Source organism: Prevotella sp. AM23-5, from assembly GCF_003473645.1.
GTDB classification, from domain to species: Bacteria; Bacteroidota; Bacteroidia; order Bacteroidales; family Bacteroidaceae; genus Prevotella; species Prevotella copri_A.
The window spans coordinates 9,261-29,270 of sequence record NZ_QUCG01000047.1 but is presented as its reverse complement, the minus strand read 5'-3'; the positions used below and the strand labels follow the sequence as shown (position 1 = coordinate 29,270).

Genomic DNA, 20,010 nt, shown 5'->3' with positions numbered 1-20,010 from the left:
AATTATAGTGTTGCGGAATTAAGGATTATTTATAAGATGATTATTTTTTGTTCATGTTAAGTTCTCTATGAGTTCTTATGAAGTTCTCTACTGCAAAATTAAGAAATAATCTCGATTTTTCAAAGCTCTTAGCATTCATTTTTACCATTTGGTGCTTTTTTACGCTATTTTTTTACCATTTGACGCATGGTCGTAACTGAAATGAAGTTTTTTCAGCGGATTTATCAGCCATTTCAATTTCAGTTATTTCAGTTTTCAGGGAGCCATCATGGGGTACTTATAAAATGAGAAATATGGTATGGGTAAACAAAAAAGCTTCCTCTCAACGGAGAGAAGGCTTTCTTGTTATTGTAGCATGCGTATCCATCACGGATACTTTGATGATATATATACCTTGTGAAGAGGAAGAGGAAGAAGAAGACAAAGAGGAAACCGGGATGCTGACAGATGCTGCACCTTCAGCCTTTCTCGATGCCACCAGTCTTCCATCAAGGGTATAAACCTCCACCTTATTTAATAGAGGAGCCCCAATCTTGGATACGACAATCAATCCCCGGGCTGGAGAATAGATTTTCACGCTCTTCTCTCCCACCTCAGCATCTTCGATGCCCGTGGCATTGCGCGTCTGGGTAAGGAAGTATCTGCCGTGCTCGTTTGCCTGCACCTTCACTTCCTCGCCATCCTTTATCTCCTGATACTTCCGGGTGGCAGCATCATAGAGATAGAGAGGAGAAGAGAGGGAACCTGCTCCTTGAACATTTAAGCTCATCAGCTCAGACTTCTTAGCCACAACACCCAGCGGAACATAGTAGATTTCCGGCAGCGAGTTTACCATGACAGCCCGCGATGAAGCCACCGTATAAACAGCAGGTACATCCGACAACAAGTCATCTCCGAGCAATTCGGTATCCTCCCTACCATCGAACTCTTGCGACGCATCAGCATTCAATATCAGATACGAAGAGCTCGCAGTCCCCTTACCTACCTGCAATCTGATTCTGCTATTCTGCTCCTCACCCGCAATATCAACACCCTTGGTCACATCCTTATCCACCGTCATGTTTGTATCAAAGTGGATGGTAGGCTGAGCGGTTTCCGACTTGATGAAGAAAGCCTGCATAGGCGGTATTCTTCCATCCGTCTCACCATCCAATATAATTGTATTGAATCCATTGGCCTCATTGTCATTCACAACCCAATAAGACACATTGTCTTCTCCAAGAGCCGGATTGCCCATGAAAGTATATGATAACTGCTAAACAATTGCATAAACTTTTTTAATCTAATATCTCCTTCAGCGGTTTCATCACGAAATCACGTTCTTCCATCAAAGGATGGGGAACATGCAAATCGGGCTCATTGATTACCAAGTCATCAATCATCAGGATATCAATGTCGATAATGCGGTCGTGGTATTCACCATCCACCGACTTCAGGGTTCTGCCCATCTCTCGCTCTATGCGCTGAGTTGCCTCCAGCACCTGGCGGGGTGCCATGGTGGTGAGAACCAGCACGCAGGAGTTGATGAAGTCGTTGGGCGAAGAATAGCCCCATGGCTTGGTTTCATAAAGAGCAGACTGGCGATCTACCACGCCAATCTGCTCTCCTATCTTTTCTATCGCCTCGCGAATGTTGCGTTTACGGTTGCCCAAATTCGTGCCGAGGCTTAAATATACATGATACATAAGGATGATTCAAAATGGTTTAGTCTGGAAGTATCAACAAAGAATCGCCGTAGCAACCAAACATGTAACCATTCTTCACTGCCTTCTTGTATGCCTCATATACAAGGTCGTAACCGCCGAACGCTGCTGTACACATCATCAGGGTTGACTCCGGATGATAGAAATTGGCAACGGCACAGTCGGCAAGTCCGAATTCGTATGGAGGGAAGATGAACTTGTTGGTCCAGCCATCGAATGCCTTCATCATACCATCGGTGCCTACGGCTGTCTCTGTGGCCTTCATCACGCTGGTACCGACGGCACAAACACGATGCCCCTCAGCCTTGGTTCTGTTCACCAGGTCGCAAGCCTCCTGAGAGATAATCATCTGCTCTGAATCCATCTTGTGCTTGGTCAAATCCTCCACCTCAATCTCGTGGAAGTTGCCCAATCCGCAGTGCAGGGTGATGTATGCCTCGTTGATTCCGTTGATTTCCATGCGCTTCATCAGCTCACGAGAGAAGTGAAGACCTGTGGCAGGAGCCGTTACGGCACCTTCCTTCTCGGCGAAAACGCACTGGAAGTCTTCCATATCCTCTTCTGTGGCATGGTGACTCTCGCGGGCATCAATCACATAGCGTGGCAATGGTGCCTCGCCCAGGGCGAAGAGCGAACGCTTGAACTCATCGTGCTTGCCATCCTCATCATAGAGGAAGCGGAGCGTACGGCCACGGCTGGTGGTGTTGTCGATTACCTCGGCAACCATCTCGTTTACATCGTCAAAGAAAAGCTTGTTGCCGATACGGATCTTGCGGGCTGGCTCTACCAGTACATCCCAGAGGCGCATCTCAGGATTGAGCTCACGGAGCAGGAATACCTCAATCTTGGCATCTGTCTTCTCCTTGGTTCCGTAGAGACGGGCTGGGAACACCTTGGTATCGTTGAAGATGAAGGTATCTCCCTCCTCGAAATAGTTCACGATGTCCTTGAACTGCAGGAATACCGGATTGCCATCGGCATCCTTCATTTCCTTGCCGTTTTCATCGGTCTTATACATCTCGATGGTTTCCGACTTCTTGTGGATGACCATCAGTCGAGCCTCGTCGCGGCGAGTAATCTCGAATACACGTTCACCACTAGCTGTCTTAACCACACGTTTTGCCTTATGTGGGTAAAGTGCCACCTGAGAAGCTGGCAACTTGAAGTTGAATTGCGATAATTTCATGTTATATCTTTTTTCTCCTTTCTATGATTATTTACTAAGATTCTTTTTCTGGGATGCCTGCTGGCTTTCTGCAATGCTATCCTCCAACGGCTGGGCATCGAGCCATTCCTGGAAATGGTCAAAATCGATGCAGGTTTCTACGTTGAAACTGCCTGCCTTGGTACGGCGCAGGGCGGTGAGGAAGGCTCCGCTATCCAGGGCACGGCCGATGTCGCGCGCCAGGGAGCGAATGTAGGTTCCCTTGCCGCAAACCACACGGATGCTGGCGGTCTTCTCCTCGTCGTTATAGTCGGTGAGCTCTATCTCATCCACTCTCACGGTCTTTGGCTTCAGCTGCACTTCTTCGCCTGCACGGCGGAGGGCATACGAGCGGTCGCCGTTCACCTTCACGGCACTATAGGTAGGTGGCACCTGCTGAATTTCGCCCACAAACTGCTTCAGCACCTCCTCTACCAGCTCACGGGTGATGTGCTTGGTTGGGAAGGTGTGGTTCACGCTGTGCTCCTTGTCGTAGCTGGCGGTGGTAGCACCGAGCTGCAAGGTTGCCGTATATTCCTTGGTATGGGTCTGCAACTGCTCTATCTGCTTGGTACACTTGCCTGTGCAGAGCACCAGAACGCCAGTAGCAAGGGGATCGAGCGTACCGGCATGTCCTATCTTCACCTTAAAACCGAGTTTCTTGCTGAGCAGATAGCGCACATGCGCCAAGGCTCCGAAGCTCGACATGCGATAAGGCTTGTCGATGGCTATAATTTCTCCTTTTCTGAAATCCATATATTAAATGATTGAACAGATGATGGTAACGGCACCTGCAATAGCACAATAGATACCGAAATATACCAACTTACCCTTCTTCACGATATTGATCATCCACTTACAAGCCAGGCAACCTGATACGAATGCTGCCACGAAGCCCACAATCATAGGGAATGCATCGATGCCGCCAAGAGCCGCTTCTCCCTTCAGTCCCTTCAAGAGGTCGAGCAATGCCTCACCCAAGATTGGAGGAATCACCATGAGGAATGAGAACTGGGCCATCTTCTCCTTCTTGTCACCCAGCAAAAGACCGGTAGCAATGGTAGTACCAGAGCGTGAAAGACCTGGCAATACAGCAAGTGCCTGTCCGAGACCGATGATGAATGCATGCAGCGGACTGATATTCTCCTTCTGGCGTGGCTTGGCAAAATATGAGAAGGTTAAAAGCGATGCGGTAACGAGGAGCATGCAGCCCACGATGAGCAGTCCCGAACCGAAGATTTCTTCTACAGTATCCTTAAAGAACACACCTACAATACCAATAGGAATCATGGAGATAACGATATTGAGGGCATACTTGGTCTCCTCATTCATCTGGAACTTGAAAAGTCCCTTGAATATCCAATCGATTTCTTTCCAAAGAATAACCAATGTACTCAACACGGTAGCTACGTGTACCATGATGGTAAATGTCAAGTTATCCTCACCATTGATGCCAAAAAGATGGGCACCGATAGCCAAGTGACCACTACTACTTACAGGCAAATACTCTGTGAGACCCTGGATGAGTCCCAACACTAAAGCTTCAAACCAATTCATTGATTACTGATTATTTTTTATACCTTATTATATATTGGGAATTGAAAAGCCAACTCCCTTGTTTATTTACTTGATTGTCTTACCCTATTTGTCTTTCGGCTTGCGTATAACCGCATAGATGATTGAGAGGAAACCAATCAGGGTAACGGTTGGTGCCACTACAATACGGCGAGTACTGAAAATATCAGCATCGAAAGAGTGCTCGTTAGAGCCAGCGCCGCTCATCAGGAGGAAACCGATGATGACAATTGCCATACCAATTGCCAACAAGATGAAGTTCATCTTGTCAAATGCTAAATTCTTCTTATCCATTATATATAATGTTTAATGTGTAATGTTAATGTTTATTTTACAGAAGTTTACTCCTGATCAAATCTTGTAGAGGTCTCCCGCCTTCATCTTGAGGAACTTGTTCACCGAGATATTGGCACAGAGAGCCGTAATGATGATACCGAAGAGGAATACCGAACCGCCTGTGATGGCAAGTTCCTGCCAGCCGAGCACATTGACCAGTTCCGGCTCGTGAAGCGACCAGGCATAGAGGCATCCACCGAGGAAACCATCGGCAAGCAAAGCCGCAACTACACCCACCGATACAGCCCTCTTGATGAAAGGCTTGCGGATGAAGCCCCAGGATGCACCCACCAGCTTCATGGTATGGATGGAGAATCGGCGGGCATAGATGCCCAGTCTCACCGTATTGTTGATAAGCGAGAACGAGATAAAGGTAAGCAGGGCGGCTACGATAAGAAGGCCGATGCTTATCTTGGTGAGCGAATTGTTCACCTGTTCTATCAGGTCGTGCTGATAACTTACTTCCGTCACGCGCGAATAGCTTTTCAGCTCCTTGGCTATCCACTTCAGGGAATCATTGTTGGCATAATCCGCCTGTGTCGTGATTTCGATAGATGGCTGGAAAGGGTTCACACCGGCAAATTCGCTAGGATTGGTACCCAGATCGTGGGTAGCCTCCTGCAAAGCCTGTTCCTTGGAGATATAGGTCAGACCTTTCACGTAAGGACGAGCCTTCAGGCGCTTACACATCTGCAAGCCCTCAGGATTGGTAACATCCTGCTCCAGCATCACCTGTACCACCAGGTTCTCCTTGACATAGGAAGAGAGGTTTCTTCCCATCAATACGGAAAAGATGACCAATCCCAACAAAACAAGCACCATGGCGGTGCTGATGCATAAAGTAACGACCTGCAATCCACGATGATTGCGAGGCTTATATTGTTTCTTTCTCATTTCTAAATCTATTTATTTTCAGACCGGAAGGGCGTAATTACCCAAATTGTTTGCAAAGATACACATAAACGAAGAGATAACAAAATAAAATTGCATTTATTTGCATTTATTCAATTAATTATTAAGGGTAGAGAGATTCGCTGCATAAGGTACTTGACTCTATTATAGTATGTGATGGATGATGGAATAGATTGATATTACGACTATCCTTAATAGAATTTGTGGATATCATAAGAGGAATTTATTGCTACCATTAACTGAAATTGTTGCTAAGCCTAATGAAAATCTCCGTTCAGCGACGTTGAATGTACGTTCAGCGACGTTGAATGTGTATTCAGCATCGTTGAATGTGCGTTCAAAACTTATGAACGGAGATTTCTATTAAGGATAGAAGCTTTTTCCATTAAGGATAGAAGCTTTTTCCATTAAGGATAGAAGCTTTTTCCATTAGGGATAGAATCTTTTTCTATTAGGGATAGTTGTATCACCCATGCTATCAAACATTAAAAAGGGCCGACCTCACGGCCAGCCCTTTCAAGATACTGAGTAAAATTCAAATAGGTATGACTTGAATTTTAACTAAACATAATAGTGAATTGAAGGTTATAAATCCTTCTAAGCAAATTTTACATCTTAGTGATGACACCCTTCTGGGAACTCTCCAGGAACTGGATGATGTTCTGAATCTCCGGACTATCTGGCACCTGATCCTTGATCTGGTTGATAGCATCGAAGAGGGATGTCTGACCATGGAATACCAGTCGATAGGCATTCGCAATGTGCTTGCGAACCTTCTCGGTAACCTCGGCTGCTTCCATGATGATGGTGTTAGGACCTGCATACTTCACAGGCTTTCCACCGGCAATGATATAAGGAGGAATATCCTTAGAGAAGGTGGTACCTGCCTGAATCATCGCCAAGTCGCCTACTCTAGTCTTGGCGTTCTCTACTACGGATGTTGAGTAGATGATACCATTACCAATCACGCAGTCGCCTGCAATCTTGGTACCATAACCGAATACGCAACCGTTGCCGATAACTGTATCGTGAGAGATATGGGCACCTTCCATCAGGAAGTTGTTGTTACCCAGAACGGTCTTGCCACCCTTGTGAGTACCACGGTTGATAACCACGTTCTCACGGATGGTATTGTTGTCGCCAATCACTACCTCACTCTCCTCACCAGTGTAGTTGAAATCCTGTGGGAGGGCAGCGATAACGGCTGCCTGGAACACCTTATTATTATTACCCATGCGAGTACCGTTCATGATGCTCACGAAGGGATAGATGGTACAGTTGTCGCCGATGACCACATCGTCCTCAATATAGGCGAATGGATAGATCTTGCAGTTGTCTCCAATCTTAGCCTTTGGAGAAACCTCTGCCTTTGGACTTATTATACTAGCCATAACTATAAACTATTAATTATTAACTATAAATTACTTAGCTCCTCCACCCAATGCATAGTAGAGATTAACTACTGCCTGCATCTTGTAGAAGTCATCAGCTACCTTTGAGAGCTGTACGTTGAGCAGAGAAGACTGTGCCTGGATTACCTCCAGATAAGAACCGCCAGCCTCTGACATCAACTTACGTGTATCCTCCACATTCTGCTCGAGTACGGCGATGCGCTTAGCCTCCACCTTACCCTTCTCGTCAGAATAGTTGTAGAGCACGAGGGCATTGCTCACCTCGCTACCAGCCTTCAGTACGGTGTTCTGCCAGGTATTGTAAGCCTGCTCATACTGCATCTTAGCCACCTTCAAGCCAGCAATGATTCTACCATTCTGGAAGATTGGCTGAACCAATGAACCAACAGCTGAAAGCAACCACTTGCCTGGATTCACGATGCCTGCACCAGCGGAGTTGGTGAATGCACCTGTACCAGAAATGGTGATAGATGGATAGAACTTGCTGCGGGCAGTCTCAATGCCATAGAAGCACTGAGCCAGATTCATCTCGGCTGCGTGAACATCGGCACGGTTGTTGAGCAACTGGATGCCTACACCTGTAGAGAATGTTGCAGGAAGGCTCTGAGTCTCCAGCTTGCCACGGGCAATAGAATGAGCCTGGTCGCCAATGAGAAGACTCAGAGAATTCTCTGTCTCGCGAATCTGACGCATCAGGTCGGTCTTCTGGGTCAACACAGCATAGTAGTTGCTCTCGGCAGCCTGAACAGAAGTTCCGCGATAACCAAGCTTGGTATCCTTCAGCACCTTCATGGTCTCCCAGGTATTCTTGGTCAAACCTTCCATATTGTTAACCAGCTCCACCTGCTTGTCGAGCATCAACAAGGTATAATACATGTTGGCGATGTTGGCGATGAGGTTGGTCTTGACAGATACCTGATAGTCCTGCAACTGGAGCAGCGCCATCTGGGCACTGCGCTTCTGAGAGAGCAGGTTGCCGAAGAGGTCAACCATCCAGCTGGCAGTTACAGGCATGCTGTAAGTCTTGGTGGCAGCATTGCCATCCCAGGAAGCGATGGTTCCCTGAGGAGAGAAAGACAAGGAAGGCACAAACGCCAACTTGGCACACTTCAACTGCTCTTCAGCCATCTTCACGTTCAAAGCCGCATTGAGCAGGTTGACATTGTTGTTCAATCCCTTCTCGATGATTGACTGGAGCTGAGGGTCGGTGAAGACGCTGCGCCAAGGGATGTTGGCGAAGGTAGTCGTATCCTTTACAGCCAAAGTATCTGTATCAGAAGCTACATCGCGAACGATACCGCTGGTCTTCACATCCGGACGCTCATACTTTCCGTAGAGAGTCTTGCAGCTGCTCAAGGAGAGCGCTGCGAGACCCAATATGATGATATTTAAATTCTTTTTCATTGTTTCCTTTGAAGTTACATTGCGTTATTACTTCTTCTCGATACCCTTATGCTGCTGAGCGGCATTGGCATACTGCTCCAACTCTACAGCTACCTCCTCGTTCAACTCATCCTCGAACTTCATTGGAGTCAACTTCTCCTGCAACCACTGGAAGACTGCGAAGAGAGCAGGAACCACGAAGATCTGACAGAGAGTACCGATCAACATACCACCTACAGCGGCAGCACCCAGGGTCTGGTTACCATTCTTACCTACACCAGATGCGAACATCAGAGGCAACAGACCGATAACCATCGCCAGAGAGGTCATCAGGATAGGACGGAGACGGGCACCGGCACCCAGGATAGCTGAGTACTTGATGGCCATACCCGTACGACGACGTTCGAGGGCGAACTGTACAATCAGGATGGCGTTCTTAGCCAACAGACCGATCAACATAATCAACGAAATCTGCATGTAGATATCGTTAGAGTGACCGAAGAGGTTGGTGAAGATAAATGCACCTGCCAAACCGAATGGGATAGACAATACCACAGACAGAGGCAAGATGTAACTCTCGTACTGGGCACTCAAGATGAGGTAAACGAATACGATACAGAGTGCGAAGATCAAACCTGTAGAGTTGCTGGACTCAGCCTCAGAACGGGTCAAACCAGAGTACTCATAACCGTAACCCTCTGGCAATGTCTCCTTGGCAACCTCAGCAATCGCCTTCATACCGTCACCGGTAGAGTAACCGCTGTTAGGAGTTACAGATACATCCATAGAGGTAAACAGGTTGAATCGGGTGATGTTAGACGGACCATAAACCTTCTTCAAGTTCACGAACTCGCTTACTGGAGACATGGTGCCATCTGCACAACGTACATAAATCTTGCTCAGATCGTCTGGACGCATACGACTCTCAGGACCAGCCTGAATCATCACACGGTAGAGCTTACCGTAGGCATTGAAGTTAGATGCGTAGAGACCACCGAGGTAACCCTGCATGACAGACAATACTGAAGATGGAGAGATACCAGCCTGCTTGGTCTTGGCAACATCTACATCCACCATATACTGTGGGTAGTTAGGGTTGTACTGAGTCTGGGCGGTCTGAATCTCAGGACGCTTGTTCAACTCAGCCAGGAACTTCTTCACATTATCAAAGAACTTATTCAAGTCACCACCGGTCTTATCCTGCATAGTCATGGTAATACCATTCTGCATAGAGAAACCGGAAATCATAGGTGGAGCGAAGGCAAGAACCTGTGCATCCTTGATGGCAGCAGTCTGCTTATAGATCATACCCAACACAGAAGTGTATTCCATTGGGTTGACAAACAGCGCCTCAATACCACCACCGGTACAAGCCTCCTTGATACGGTGGAAGAATCCACCCGGACGCTCCTCGAATGGCTTCAGCTTCACGATGATGGTACCCTGGTTAGAACCGGCACCACCGATAAAGCTATAACCCATGATGGCGTTACGGGTTGCGATGGCTGGGTTGCTAGCCAGCATCTTATCTACCTGCTTTACCACCTCTGCAGTACGTTCCTGAGATGTACCAGGAGCTGTAGAGATACAAGCGAAGATAGTACCGGTATCCTCATCAGGCACCAGACCCGTCTTGGTAGTACCCATCAGAGCAACCAGACCTACGATACTGACAGCCACCAGGCTACCAGCGATGATGCCATGGTTGATAACCCACTTGACACCACCCTTATACTTATTGGTAATCTTATCAAACTGATAGTTGAATCCTGCGTGGAAACGGTCGATGAAAGACATCTTCTTCTCGTGACCCTCCTCGTGTGGCTTCAGCAACACGGCACAGAGTGCAGGAGACAAAGTCAACGCATTGATAGCCGAAATAACGATAGATACTGCCATGGTTACACCGAACTCACGGTAGAAGTAACCGGAAGTACCACCGATGAATGATACAGGAACGAACACGGCAGACATCACCAATGTAATAGAGATGATGGCGCTGGAAATTTCGTTCATCGCATCGATAGATGCTGTAAGAGCACTCTTGTAACCCTGGTCGAGCTTGGCGTGAACCGCCTCGACCACCACGATGGCATCATCGACCACAATCGCGATAGCCAGCAGCAGGGCTGACAGCGTAAGCAGGTTGATGGAGAATCCGAAAATCCAGAGGAAGAGGAAGGTACCAATCAAAGCCACAGGTACGGCAATCATAGGAATCAGCGTAGAACGGAAGTCCTGCAAGAAGATATACACTACGATGAACACCAGTACCAAGGTGATGATCAAGGTGAAGATAACCTCCTCGATAGATGCGAACAAGAACTCGGTAACATCCATCAGGATGACATTCTTCAACCCTGGAGGATAACTCTTCTCCAGTTCATCAAGCGTTTTCTTTACGTCGCTGGCAATCTGGGTAGCGTTGGATCCGGCAATCTGCTGAACCATACCCATCACGGCAGGCTGGCCATCATTGAGCAGGTTTACGTTATACTGCAAACCACCCAACTCAACCTTGGCAATTTCGCCCAGACGGAGAGTCTGACCGGAAGTATTGCTCTTGATGAGGATGTTCTCATACTCCAATGGAGTCTTCAAACGACCCTTGTAACGCAAGGTATATTCATACTGCATATCAGAGCTCTCACCAAAGCTACCAGGGGCAGCCTCGATGTTCTGCTCTGCCAAAGCCTGAGAAACATCAGAAGGAACCAGTCCGAACTCCTTCATCTTCTCTGGCTTCAACCAGATACGCATAGAGTAGTCACGGGTAGAAGGGCTCTGTACATCACCCACACCACTGATACGCTTCAACTGAGGAATGACGTTGATCAGGGCGTAGTTGGTAACAAACTGGTCGTCGTAACGTCCATCGTCTGTAGTCAGAGCGAACATGATGACGTTGGAACTCTGGCGCTTGGTAACGGTGACACCCACCCTGGTAACCTCGGCAGGCAGCAGAGACTGCGCCTGAGATACACGGTTCTGTACGTTGACCGCAGCCATATCAGGGTCAGAACCCTGCTTGAAGTAAACGGTGATCTGAGCAAAACCAGAGTTAGACGCGGAAGAGGTCATATAAGTCATGTTCTCCACACCGTTGATACTCTCCTCCAGCGGAGCAACGACAGAGTTCAACACCGTCTGGGCATCTGCACCCGTATAGGTAGCAGTTACAGTGATGGTAGGCGGCGCGATATTCGGATACTGCTCGATAGGCAGCGATACCAAGCCGATAATACCCAGCAAGACGAAGAAGATGGAAACCACCGTCGAAAGTACCGGGCGCTTTATAAAGTTTGTAAATGACATAATTTACTATTTTTCTTTATACCTTATTATATATTACTTCTTTCCGCCCATAGCAGTAGCGAAGGCATGAGCGTTATCCTGAGACTCAGCCAACTTGGCAGCCTCAGCAATCTTCTGATTGTAACGCTCCAGAGTGATAGGCTTGATCTGCTGACCATCGGTCAACTTGGTGATACCCTTCAATACGATGCGGTCGCCTACATGGAGACCAGAAGTTACGATATAGTTCTTGCCATCATCCTGTGGATTTACCTTGATCTCAGAATACTTCACCTTGTTATCCTTGGTTACGATGTAAACGAAAATCTTATCCTGAACCTGAGAACAAGCCTCCTGAGGGATGACGATAGCGCTGTTATGATCGTTAGGAACCACGATAGAACCTGCACCACCACTCTTCAGCAACTTCTCTGGGTTAGCGAAGTGAGCGATGAGAGAGATAGAACCAGAAGTAGCATCGATGACACCACTCATCTTGACTACCTTACCTGGATGATTATAGATAGAACCGTCTGCCAACTGCAATTTAACAGCTGGGAACGCAGCGATAGCAGCCTGAACGCTACCATTGGTCTTAGACATGCTCAAGATCTGAGACTCAGAGAGTGAGAAGAACACCTCCATGGTGCTGATGTTGGAAACGGTAGTCAAAGCCTGGCCAGAAGCGCTGACCAAAGCACCTACCTTGAAAGGAAGGCTACCTACAACACCTGCAGAAGGACTGGTAACAGTACACCAAGCCAACTGCTCGCGGGCTGAAGCCAGAGCAGCCTCTGCCTGAGCTACCTGTGCCTTAGCGGTTGCATAGCTGTTAGCTGCTGTAGAAAGTTCATATTCACCGATAATCTTGCTATCATACAACTTCTTGTTGTTCTGGTAAGTCAACTTTGCTGTGTTAGCCTGAGCCTTGGCTGTATTGACAGCAGCAGCAGCTGAACGGACAGCAGCCTGATAAGTCTCGCTATCGATAGAGAACAAAGCCTGACCTGCTGAAACAGTCTGACCCTCATGTACAAAAACCTTTGTAATGAAGCCAGAAACCTTAGGACGTACCTCAACATCCTGAATACCCTTGATGGTAGCAGGATAGGTAGTCTGCAATGCGGCGCTGGAAGTGCCGATGGTAGCCACGGCAAACTCATCATCGCCGAAGTCTGGTAAACCACCCTTCTTACTTCCACCACATGATGTCAAAGCAGCAAGAACACAAACTGCTGCAACAAACAAAACGTTTTTAATTTTCATACTATTTATATTATAATTTATTATTTTATGTCATACCTTATTATATATACCGCCCTCTGACGGAAACTGAAACAATGCTTTTAGTTTTAAAAAGCGGTGCAAAATTACGAATAATAAACGAATAACGGCTCGCAGGGAGCCGTTATTTAACAAAAATTATTCTCTGTTTAAGTTTTCTGCCATATTCAGCCCCATATCCTGGGCTTTCTTCATCAGGAGTTCCATCAGCGGCTCGCGCTCGTTAGCCACCTTGTTGTCCAACACGGCATCCTTGAGATACTGCTTCAGTACGCCTACTTCGCGGCATGGCTTGAGCTGGAACATCTCCATGATTTCATTGCCGTCGATACATGGCTGGAGCAGTCGCTTGTAGTCACGTTCCTGAAGATCAACCAGTTTTTCGCGCACCATCTTGAAGTTATCCAGGAATCGCTGCTTGCGCACCTGGTTCTTGCTGGTGATATCAGCTTCGCAAAGCGTCATCAGGTCGTTGATGTCATCACCGGCATCATTCAGCAGTCGGCGTACGGCGCTATCAGTCACCTCTTCATCCGCTATCACAATCGGACGCATGTGAAGCTCCACCAGCTTCTGCACATACTTCATCTTGGCATCCATCGGCAGTTTCATGCGGCGGAAGATGTTAGGAATCATCTTGGCACCGATGATGTTATGGCTGTAGAAAGTCCATCCGATGTTGTTGTCCCATCGCTTGCTCCTCGGCTTTCCTATATCATGGAAGAGGGCAGCCCAGCGGAGCCAGAGGTTATCAGAATGCTTGCACACATTCTCGAGCACCTCCATCGTATGGTCGTAATTGTTCTTGTGGGCTTTTCCGTTGCGGGTCTCCACCTTATCCATCGCCACCAGTTCCGGCAGGATGAGATCGAGCAGTCCGGTATCCTTCAGATAATAGAAGCCGCTGCTGGGATGCTTGGAGAGCATGATCTTGTTCATCTCGTCGCAGATACGCTCGCCACTGATAATCTTCAGTCGTTCGGCATTGCGCGAGAGAGCGGCATAAGTCTCATCTTCTATCTGGAAATTGAGCTGGGTAGCAAAACGTACACATCTCATCATACGGAGCGGATCATCAGAAAAGGTGATATCCGGATCGAGCGGAGTGGCGATGATGCCATCCTCCAGGTCATAGACACCGTCAAACGGATCGACAAGTTCGCCAAAACGGTCCTTGTTCAGGCAGACCGCCATTGCATTGATGGTGAAGTCGCGACGGTTCTGGTCATCCTCCAGGGTTCCATCCTCTACAATCGGCTTGCGCGAATCACGGTTGTAACTTTCCTTTCGTGCTCCCACGAACTCCACTTCTGTATCCTTATACTTAACCTGTGCGGTTCCGAAATTTCGGAACACCGAGAGATGTGCCTTCTTGCCCAGCTTCTTCTTGAGGGCAGAAGCCACCTCAATTCCGCTACCCACCACCACGACATCAATGTCATTGGAAGGGCGCTCCAGGAAGAGGTCGCGCACATATCCACCTACTACATAGCATTCCACAGACAGCGCATCCGCCGCCTCTGAAATCTCGTGAAAAATATCCTTATCTAGTATTTGCGCCAGTTCGGCATTGGTCAAATTTCTCATACTCATTTTATTTCGGGGTGCAAAGTTACTGCAAATCGAAGACAATACAAAATAAAAAAGCACTTTTTTTATTTTTATTGTTGAGATGCAGCGTAACTTGTCTAAAGTTACTGCAAATAATGTAAAATACAAAATAAATATTTGGCTATTTCATAATAAATGCGTAAATTTGCACCGAATTTCGAAATTATTATGGCAGATTTATTGAAAACAGAACAGCAGTTTAAAGTTGTTATGGGAGAATGTAGAACGTTATTTGAGAAGAAGCTTCACGATTATGGAGCCTCTTGGAGAATCTTGCGCCCATCTTCCTTAACCGACCAACTATATATCAAGGCGAAGCGCATCCGCTCGCTTGAAATCAAGAAAGAATCTCTCGTAGGCGAAGGCATCCGTCCGGAGTTTATCGCACTGATTAATTATGGTATCGTAGGACTCATCCAGCTGGAAAAACCATTCGTGGATGAAGTAGATATGACACCGGAAGAGGCAATGAAGCTCTACGACAAGCATGCCCAGGAAGCCCTGCAACTGATGCTCAAGAAGAATCACGACTACGACGAGGCCTGGCGCTCGATGCGAGTGAGCAGCTATACCGACTTTATTCTCACCAAGATACAGCGAGTAAAGGAAATCGAGGATATCGCAGGAGCCACACTCGTATCAGAAGGCATTGATGCCAACTATATGGACATCATCAACTACGCAGTTTTCGGTGCCATCAAAATGGGAGAAAAGTAAGAAGGCTCATCCTATAATAAGAAGGTTCATTCTATCAGGTAAAAGAGGAAAATGATATGACGGCAAAGCAGATTATAACAAAAACAGCGGTGAATATCGGGCGACTGCTCGTGGCTGTAACCTTCATCTTCTCAGGATTCGTGAAGGGAATGGATCCACTGGGCACGCAATACAAGATAACCGACTATCTGGAAGCGCTGCATATCGACTGGATGTTTCCCGACTGGAGCACCCTGGTGATGTCGGTATTGCTTGCCACTGCTGAGTTTGCCATCGGTATCTTCCTTCTCTTCGCCATCCGACGGAGACTGACGAGCAAGATTACCCTTGCCGTGATGAGCGTGATGACGCTGATTACACTCTGGATCGTCATCGCAGACCCAGTAAAGGATTGCGGATGCTTCGGTGATGCCGTAGTGCTCACCAATATGGAGACATTCATCAAAAACATCATCCTCCTGATATTCGCCGTCCTGCTTTGGAGAAAGCCGCTGGAGATGCCGAGACTCATTTCGAAACAGACACAGTGGGTGGTGATCAACTACACCTTCCTCTTCTCCATCGTGATGAGCACCTGGAGCCTGTGGTATCTGCCGCAGTTCGACTTCCGCCCTTATCACATCGGCGCCAACATCGCCAAGGGTATGGAGATTCCGAAGGGAGCCAAGCAGCCGAAGTTTGACACCACCTTCATCCTGGAGAAAAACGGCGAACGGAAGGAGTTTACGATAGACAACTATCCCGACTCCACCTGGACCTTCATCGACAGCAAGACGGTGCAGACCGAAGAAGGCTACGTGCCTCCTATCCACGACTTCAGCATAGAAGATATGAAGACGGGCGAAGACATCACGCAGGAAGTGATTCACCGCAAGGGCTACACCTTCCTGCTCATCTCGCCGCATCTCGACTTTGCCGATGACAGCAACTTCGGAAGCATCGACGAGATATACGAATATGCCACCGACCATGGATATCCATTCCTCTGCCTTACGGCAAGTACGGAGAAAGCCATCAGGCACTGGCAAGACATCACGGGAGCGGAATACCCGTTCTACATCACAGACGAGACGACGCTGAAGACCGTGATACGCAGCAACCCGGGACTGCTGCTGCTGAAAGACGGCACCATCATCAGGAAATGGAGCCACAACGACCTGCCAAAGATGGCAGACTTGGCAGGCAAGCCGCTGGAGAAGACAGAAATCGGCAAGATGCCGGAAGTAAGTGCCGCCAAGAAGATAGCCGGCATCATCTCCTGGTTTGTCATCCCGCTGGTACTCCTTACCATCGCCGACCGGCTTTGGGCATGGGGTGCCTGGATCAGAAAGAAAGAGAATTCAAACAGAATATTATCAACTTTTAAAAAGAAAAGAAAAATGAGAAAGAAAATTGTAGCAGGTAACTGGAAAATGAACATGAACCTGCAGGACGGTGTTGCTCTCGCTAAGGAGATCAACGAGGCATTGGTAGCTGACAAGCCAAACTGTGACGTAGTAATCTGTACTCCATTCATCCACTTGGCTTCTGTAGCTCAGGTTTTGGATTCAGAGATTGTAGGTCTCGGTGCTGAGAACTGCGCTGACAAGGCTAAGGGTGCTTTCACAGGTGAGGTTTCAGCTGAGATGGTAAAGAGCACAGGTGCTCAGTATGTTATCCTCGGTCACTCAGAGCGTCGTCAGTACTATGGCGAGACTGCAGAGATCCTGAAGGAGAAGGTAGAGTTGGCTTTGGCTAACGGTTTGAAGGTTATCTTCTGCTGCGGTGAGACTCTCGAGGAGCGTGAGGCTGAGAAGCAGAACGAGGTTGTTAAGGCTGAGTTGGAGGGTTCAGTATTCCACTTGAGCGCTGACGCTTGGAAGAACATCATCCTCGCTTACGAGCCAATCTGGGCTATCGGTACAGGTAAGACTGCTACTTCTGACCAGGCTGAGGAGATGTTGGCATACATCCGCTCTATCGTAGCAGAGAAGTATGGCAACGAGGCTGCTGAGGAGACATCTATCCTCTACGGTGGTAGCTGCAAGGCTAGCAACGCTCCTGAGCTCTTCGCTAAGCCAAACATCGACGGTGGTTTGATCGGTGGTGCTTCTTTGAAGGCTGCTGATTTCAAGGGTATCATCGACGCTTGGAAGAAGTAATCTCACAAGGATATTTACCAAAGGGGATGCCTTCTTTCCTGGGGGCATCCCTTTCCCTATCTTTATAGGATGACAGAAACAGATTGCTGACACATTATATATTAATAAAAGGTATATATATATTAAATAAGGTATAGTCATGAAACAATTCGTCACATTATTGATTTTCATCCTCTGCTCATCTATCCAGATGAATGCGCAGACTTACTTGGATTATCTCAAGCAGAAGAATCCAGGACAGGGTGTCGTGACCGTACACCAAAGCAAGGCTATCGACGAATTGGTGAACGGAAAACAGGTTCCAACCCATACGAATCAGGTGAATCCACAGGACGATAAGACTAAGACTACCCCACAACCACAGAAGAAACCAACAGATACTCAGCAAAAAGAAGTAACTCCAGCTACCCAGCACAAGCAGACTCCGGACTCTCACAAGCAGACTCCAGACTCGCTCAAGAAGGCCGAGCCACAGCACGAAACTGCCAAGGAGAAACAGCATGGAAACAATGCACAGAAGGCTGAGACACATCAGGAAGAAACCGAGATGCCTGTAGTGGATATGCGCAAGAAGGTAATGCGCAGAAGCTATAAGGTTACAGGATATAGAGTACAGATCTTTGCCGGAGGTAACTCACGCAACGACCGACTGAAGGCAGAACAGACGGGCAACAACATCAAGATGAAGTTCCCAGACCAGCCTGTATATGTGCACTTCTACTCGCCAAGATGGATTTGCCGCATGGGCAACTTCCGCGAACTGGGCGAGGCTAAGAAGGTGCTTGCCAAGGTGAAAGCCCTGGGATACAGACAGGCATGCCTGGTAAAGGGCCAGATTACCGTGCAATATTAAAGTAAGTGAAAAGTGAAGAGTGAAGAGTGAAGAATTCAACAGTCTTACTATTCATAAAGTTCAAAATTCAAAGTTCAAAGTATATAAGATATGAATCCAGAAACAGAATTTCGCGAGGGATTGGATGAACTCGCAGGACACTATAAGGAAGTATTGAAGCTCCTGGGTGAAGACACAGAGCGCGAAGGACTTGTCAAGACTCCTATGCGCGTAGCCAAGGCGATGCAGGTATTGACCCGCGGCTACTATCAGGATGCTCACAAGGTGTTGACCGATGCCCTCTTTGAGGAGAAATACGACCAGATGGTCATCGTGAAGGACATTGATTTCTTCTCTCTCTGCGAGCATCACATGCTGCCTTTCTATGGCAAGGTACACGTGGCTTACATCCCTAACGGCAAGATTACCGGACTGAGCAAGATTGCCCGCGTGGTAGATATCTTCAGCCACCGCCTTCAGGTGCAGGAGCGCCTTACCCAGCAGATCAAGGACTGCATCCAGGAGACATTGAATCCTCAGGGTGTGATGGTGGTGATAGAAGCTAAGCACATGTGCATGCAGATGCGTGGCGTGGAGAAGCAGAACTCCATCACTACTACCAGCGATTACAGCGGCGTATTCAATTCACTGAACACCCGTCAGGAGTTCATGAGCCTGCTGAGAGGTGAGAGCAAGAGAATCTAAAGAGTTCAAAGTTCAAAATTCAAAGTTCAAAGTTCAAAGTAATATGAAGTTTATATCCTGGAACGTGAATGGCCTGCGTGCTTGCGTGGGCAAGGACTTCGAGAGCCAATTCAAGGCGCTCGATGCCGACTTCTTCTGCCTGCAGGAGACCAAGATGCAGGAAGGCCAGCTCGACCTGAAGTTCGATGGCTACGAAAGCTACTGGAACTATGCCGAGAAGAAGGGATATTCGGGCACAGCCATCTATACCCGCCACCAGCCACTGAGCGTGAGCTACGGTATGGGCGTGGAGGAGCACGACCACGAAGGAAGAGTCATCACCCTGGAGTATGACAACTTCTATCTCGTAACCTGCTATACCCCGAACTCCCAGACCGAGTTGAAGCGACTGGATTACCGTATGACCTGGGAAGATGATTTCCACAAGTTCCTGAAGGCTTTGGATGCCAAGAAGGCTGTGGTGATCTGCGGCGACCTGAACGTGGCACATCAGGAGATAGATATCAAGAATCCGAAGACCAACCGTCGCAATGCCGGTTTTACCGACGAGGAGCGCGAGAAGATGACCGAGCTTCTGAACGACGGCTTTACAGATACCTTCCGCTATCTGCATCCCGAAGAGATTACCTATTCGTGGTGGTCATACCGATTCAAGGCACGTGAGAAGAATGCCGGCTGGCGCATCGACTACTTCCTGGTATCCGACCGCTTGAGAGAACAGATTACAGAAGCCAAGATTCATACCGACATCATGGGCAGCGACCACTGCCCGGTAGAGGTTGACCTGGCACTCTAAATATTGTAAAAAGGTCTGGCGAATATCATCGCCAGACCTTTTTTCAGTTATGCATATATCAGAAAAATAAAGGGGATGTACCTTCCTCCCGGAAGCCATCCCCAT

At 47.8% G+C, this 20,010-nt stretch carries 17 protein-coding genes; 5 read left to right on the top strand and 12 right to left on the bottom strand.

Annotation, left to right across the window (positions count from 1 at the left end; all coding sequences use genetic code 11):
- Positions 1-322 precede the first annotated feature (322 nt).
- From DW657_RS11785 to DW657_RS11730, 12 genes are all read right to left on the bottom strand, one after another.
- The gene (locus DW657_RS11785; protein ID WP_158577363.1) at positions 323-1,192 is read right to left on the bottom strand and encodes a T9SS type A sorting domain-containing protein; all 870 of its coding nucleotides are present in this window, start codon (positions 1,190-1,192) and stop codon (positions 323-325) included.
- 85 nt (positions 1,193-1,277) lie between these two features.
- Positions 1,278-1,685 carry a 2-amino-4-hydroxy-6-hydroxymethyldihydropteridine diphosphokinase gene (gene folK / locus DW657_RS11780; RefSeq protein WP_118312659.1) on the bottom strand — a complete coding sequence of 136 codons (408 nt, stop codon included), beginning with the start codon at positions 1,683-1,685 and terminating at the stop codon, positions 1,278-1,280.
- 19 nt (positions 1,686-1,704) lie between these two features.
- Positions 1,705-2,889 carry a tRNA preQ1(34) S-adenosylmethionine ribosyltransferase-isomerase QueA gene (gene queA, locus DW657_RS11775; RefSeq protein ID WP_118312658.1) on the bottom strand — a complete coding sequence of 395 codons (1,185 nt, stop codon included), beginning with the start codon at positions 2,887-2,889 and terminating at the stop codon, positions 1,705-1,707.
- A gap of 27 nt (positions 2,890-2,916) precedes the next feature.
- Entirely contained in the window at positions 2,917-3,663 is a 747-nt protein-coding gene (gene truB / locus DW657_RS11770; RefSeq protein ID WP_118312657.1) for a tRNA pseudouridine(55) synthase TruB, read from the bottom strand.
- Positions 3,664-3,666: 3 nt separating this feature from the next.
- Positions 3,667-4,464: an undecaprenyl-diphosphate phosphatase gene (locus DW657_RS11765; RefSeq protein ID WP_118312656.1), complete on the bottom strand. Its 798-nt coding sequence runs from the start codon at positions 4,462-4,464 to the stop codon at positions 3,667-3,669.
- An 84-nt stretch (positions 4,465-4,548) separates the two neighbouring features.
- Positions 4,549-4,776, bottom strand: coding sequence for a DUF3098 domain-containing protein (locus DW657_RS11760; protein ID WP_118312655.1), 228 nt, complete (start codon positions 4,774-4,776; stop codon positions 4,549-4,551).
- A gap of 57 nt (positions 4,777-4,833) precedes the next feature.
- A complete protein-coding gene (locus tag DW657_RS11755) occupies positions 4,834-5,712 on the bottom strand; it encodes an ABC transporter permease (RefSeq protein ID WP_118312654.1) in 879 nt (292 codons plus the stop codon).
- Between the two features lie 626 nt (positions 5,713-6,338).
- Positions 6,339-7,121 (bottom strand): acyl-ACP--UDP-N-acetylglucosamine O-acyltransferase, encoded by a 783-nt coding sequence (gene lpxA / locus DW657_RS11750; protein WP_118312653.1) that lies wholly within the window; start codon positions 7,119-7,121, stop codon positions 6,339-6,341.
- Positions 7,122-7,151: 30 nt separating this feature from the next.
- The gene (locus tag DW657_RS11745; protein WP_118312652.1) at positions 7,152-8,546 is read right to left on the bottom strand and encodes an efflux transporter outer membrane subunit; all 1,395 of its coding nucleotides are present in this window, start codon (positions 8,544-8,546) and stop codon (positions 7,152-7,154) included.
- Between the two features lie 27 nt (positions 8,547-8,573).
- Positions 8,574-11,840: an efflux RND transporter permease subunit gene (locus DW657_RS11740; protein ID WP_118312651.1), complete on the bottom strand. Its 3,267-nt coding sequence runs from the start codon at positions 11,838-11,840 to the stop codon at positions 8,574-8,576.
- A gap of 33 nt (positions 11,841-11,873) precedes the next feature.
- On the bottom strand, positions 11,874-13,085 hold the full coding sequence (locus DW657_RS11735; protein ID WP_118312650.1) for an efflux RND transporter periplasmic adaptor subunit: 1,212 nt from the start codon (positions 13,083-13,085) through the stop codon (positions 11,874-11,876).
- Between the two features lie 156 nt (positions 13,086-13,241).
- A complete protein-coding gene (locus DW657_RS11730; RefSeq protein WP_089544060.1) occupies positions 13,242-14,690 on the bottom strand; it encodes a CCA tRNA nucleotidyltransferase in 1,449 nt (482 codons plus the stop codon).
- Between the two features lie 192 nt (positions 14,691-14,882).
- Between DW657_RS11730 and DW657_RS11725 the strand changes: the two genes are divergently transcribed.
- The 5 genes from DW657_RS11725 to DW657_RS11705 all read left to right on the top strand — a co-directional run bounded on the left by DW657_RS11725 (position 14,883) and on the right by DW657_RS11705 (position 19,905).
- Positions 14,883-15,431, top strand: a complete 549-nt coding sequence (locus DW657_RS11725) for a DUF1599 domain-containing protein (RefSeq protein WP_256625819.1) — start codon at positions 14,883-14,885, stop codon at positions 15,429-15,431.
- 56 nt (positions 15,432-15,487) lie between these two features.
- The gene (locus tag DW657_RS11720) at positions 15,488-17,572 is read left to right on the top strand and encodes a BT_3928 family protein (protein WP_118312649.1); all 2,085 of its coding nucleotides are present in this window, start codon (positions 15,488-15,490) and stop codon (positions 17,570-17,572) included.
- A 139-nt stretch (positions 17,573-17,711) separates the two neighbouring features.
- Positions 17,712-18,425 (top strand): SPOR domain-containing protein, encoded by a 714-nt coding sequence (locus DW657_RS11715; RefSeq protein ID WP_118312648.1) that lies wholly within the window; start codon positions 17,712-17,714, stop codon positions 18,423-18,425.
- A gap of 90 nt (positions 18,426-18,515) precedes the next feature.
- Positions 18,516-19,109, top strand: a complete 594-nt coding sequence (gene folE, locus DW657_RS11710) for a GTP cyclohydrolase I FolE (RefSeq protein ID WP_089544011.1) — start codon at positions 18,516-18,518, stop codon at positions 19,107-19,109.
- 43 nt (positions 19,110-19,152) lie between these two features.
- Positions 19,153-19,905: an exodeoxyribonuclease III gene (locus DW657_RS11705; protein WP_118312647.1), complete on the top strand. Its 753-nt coding sequence runs from the start codon at positions 19,153-19,155 to the stop codon at positions 19,903-19,905.
- Positions 19,906-20,010: the final 105 nt, after the last annotated feature.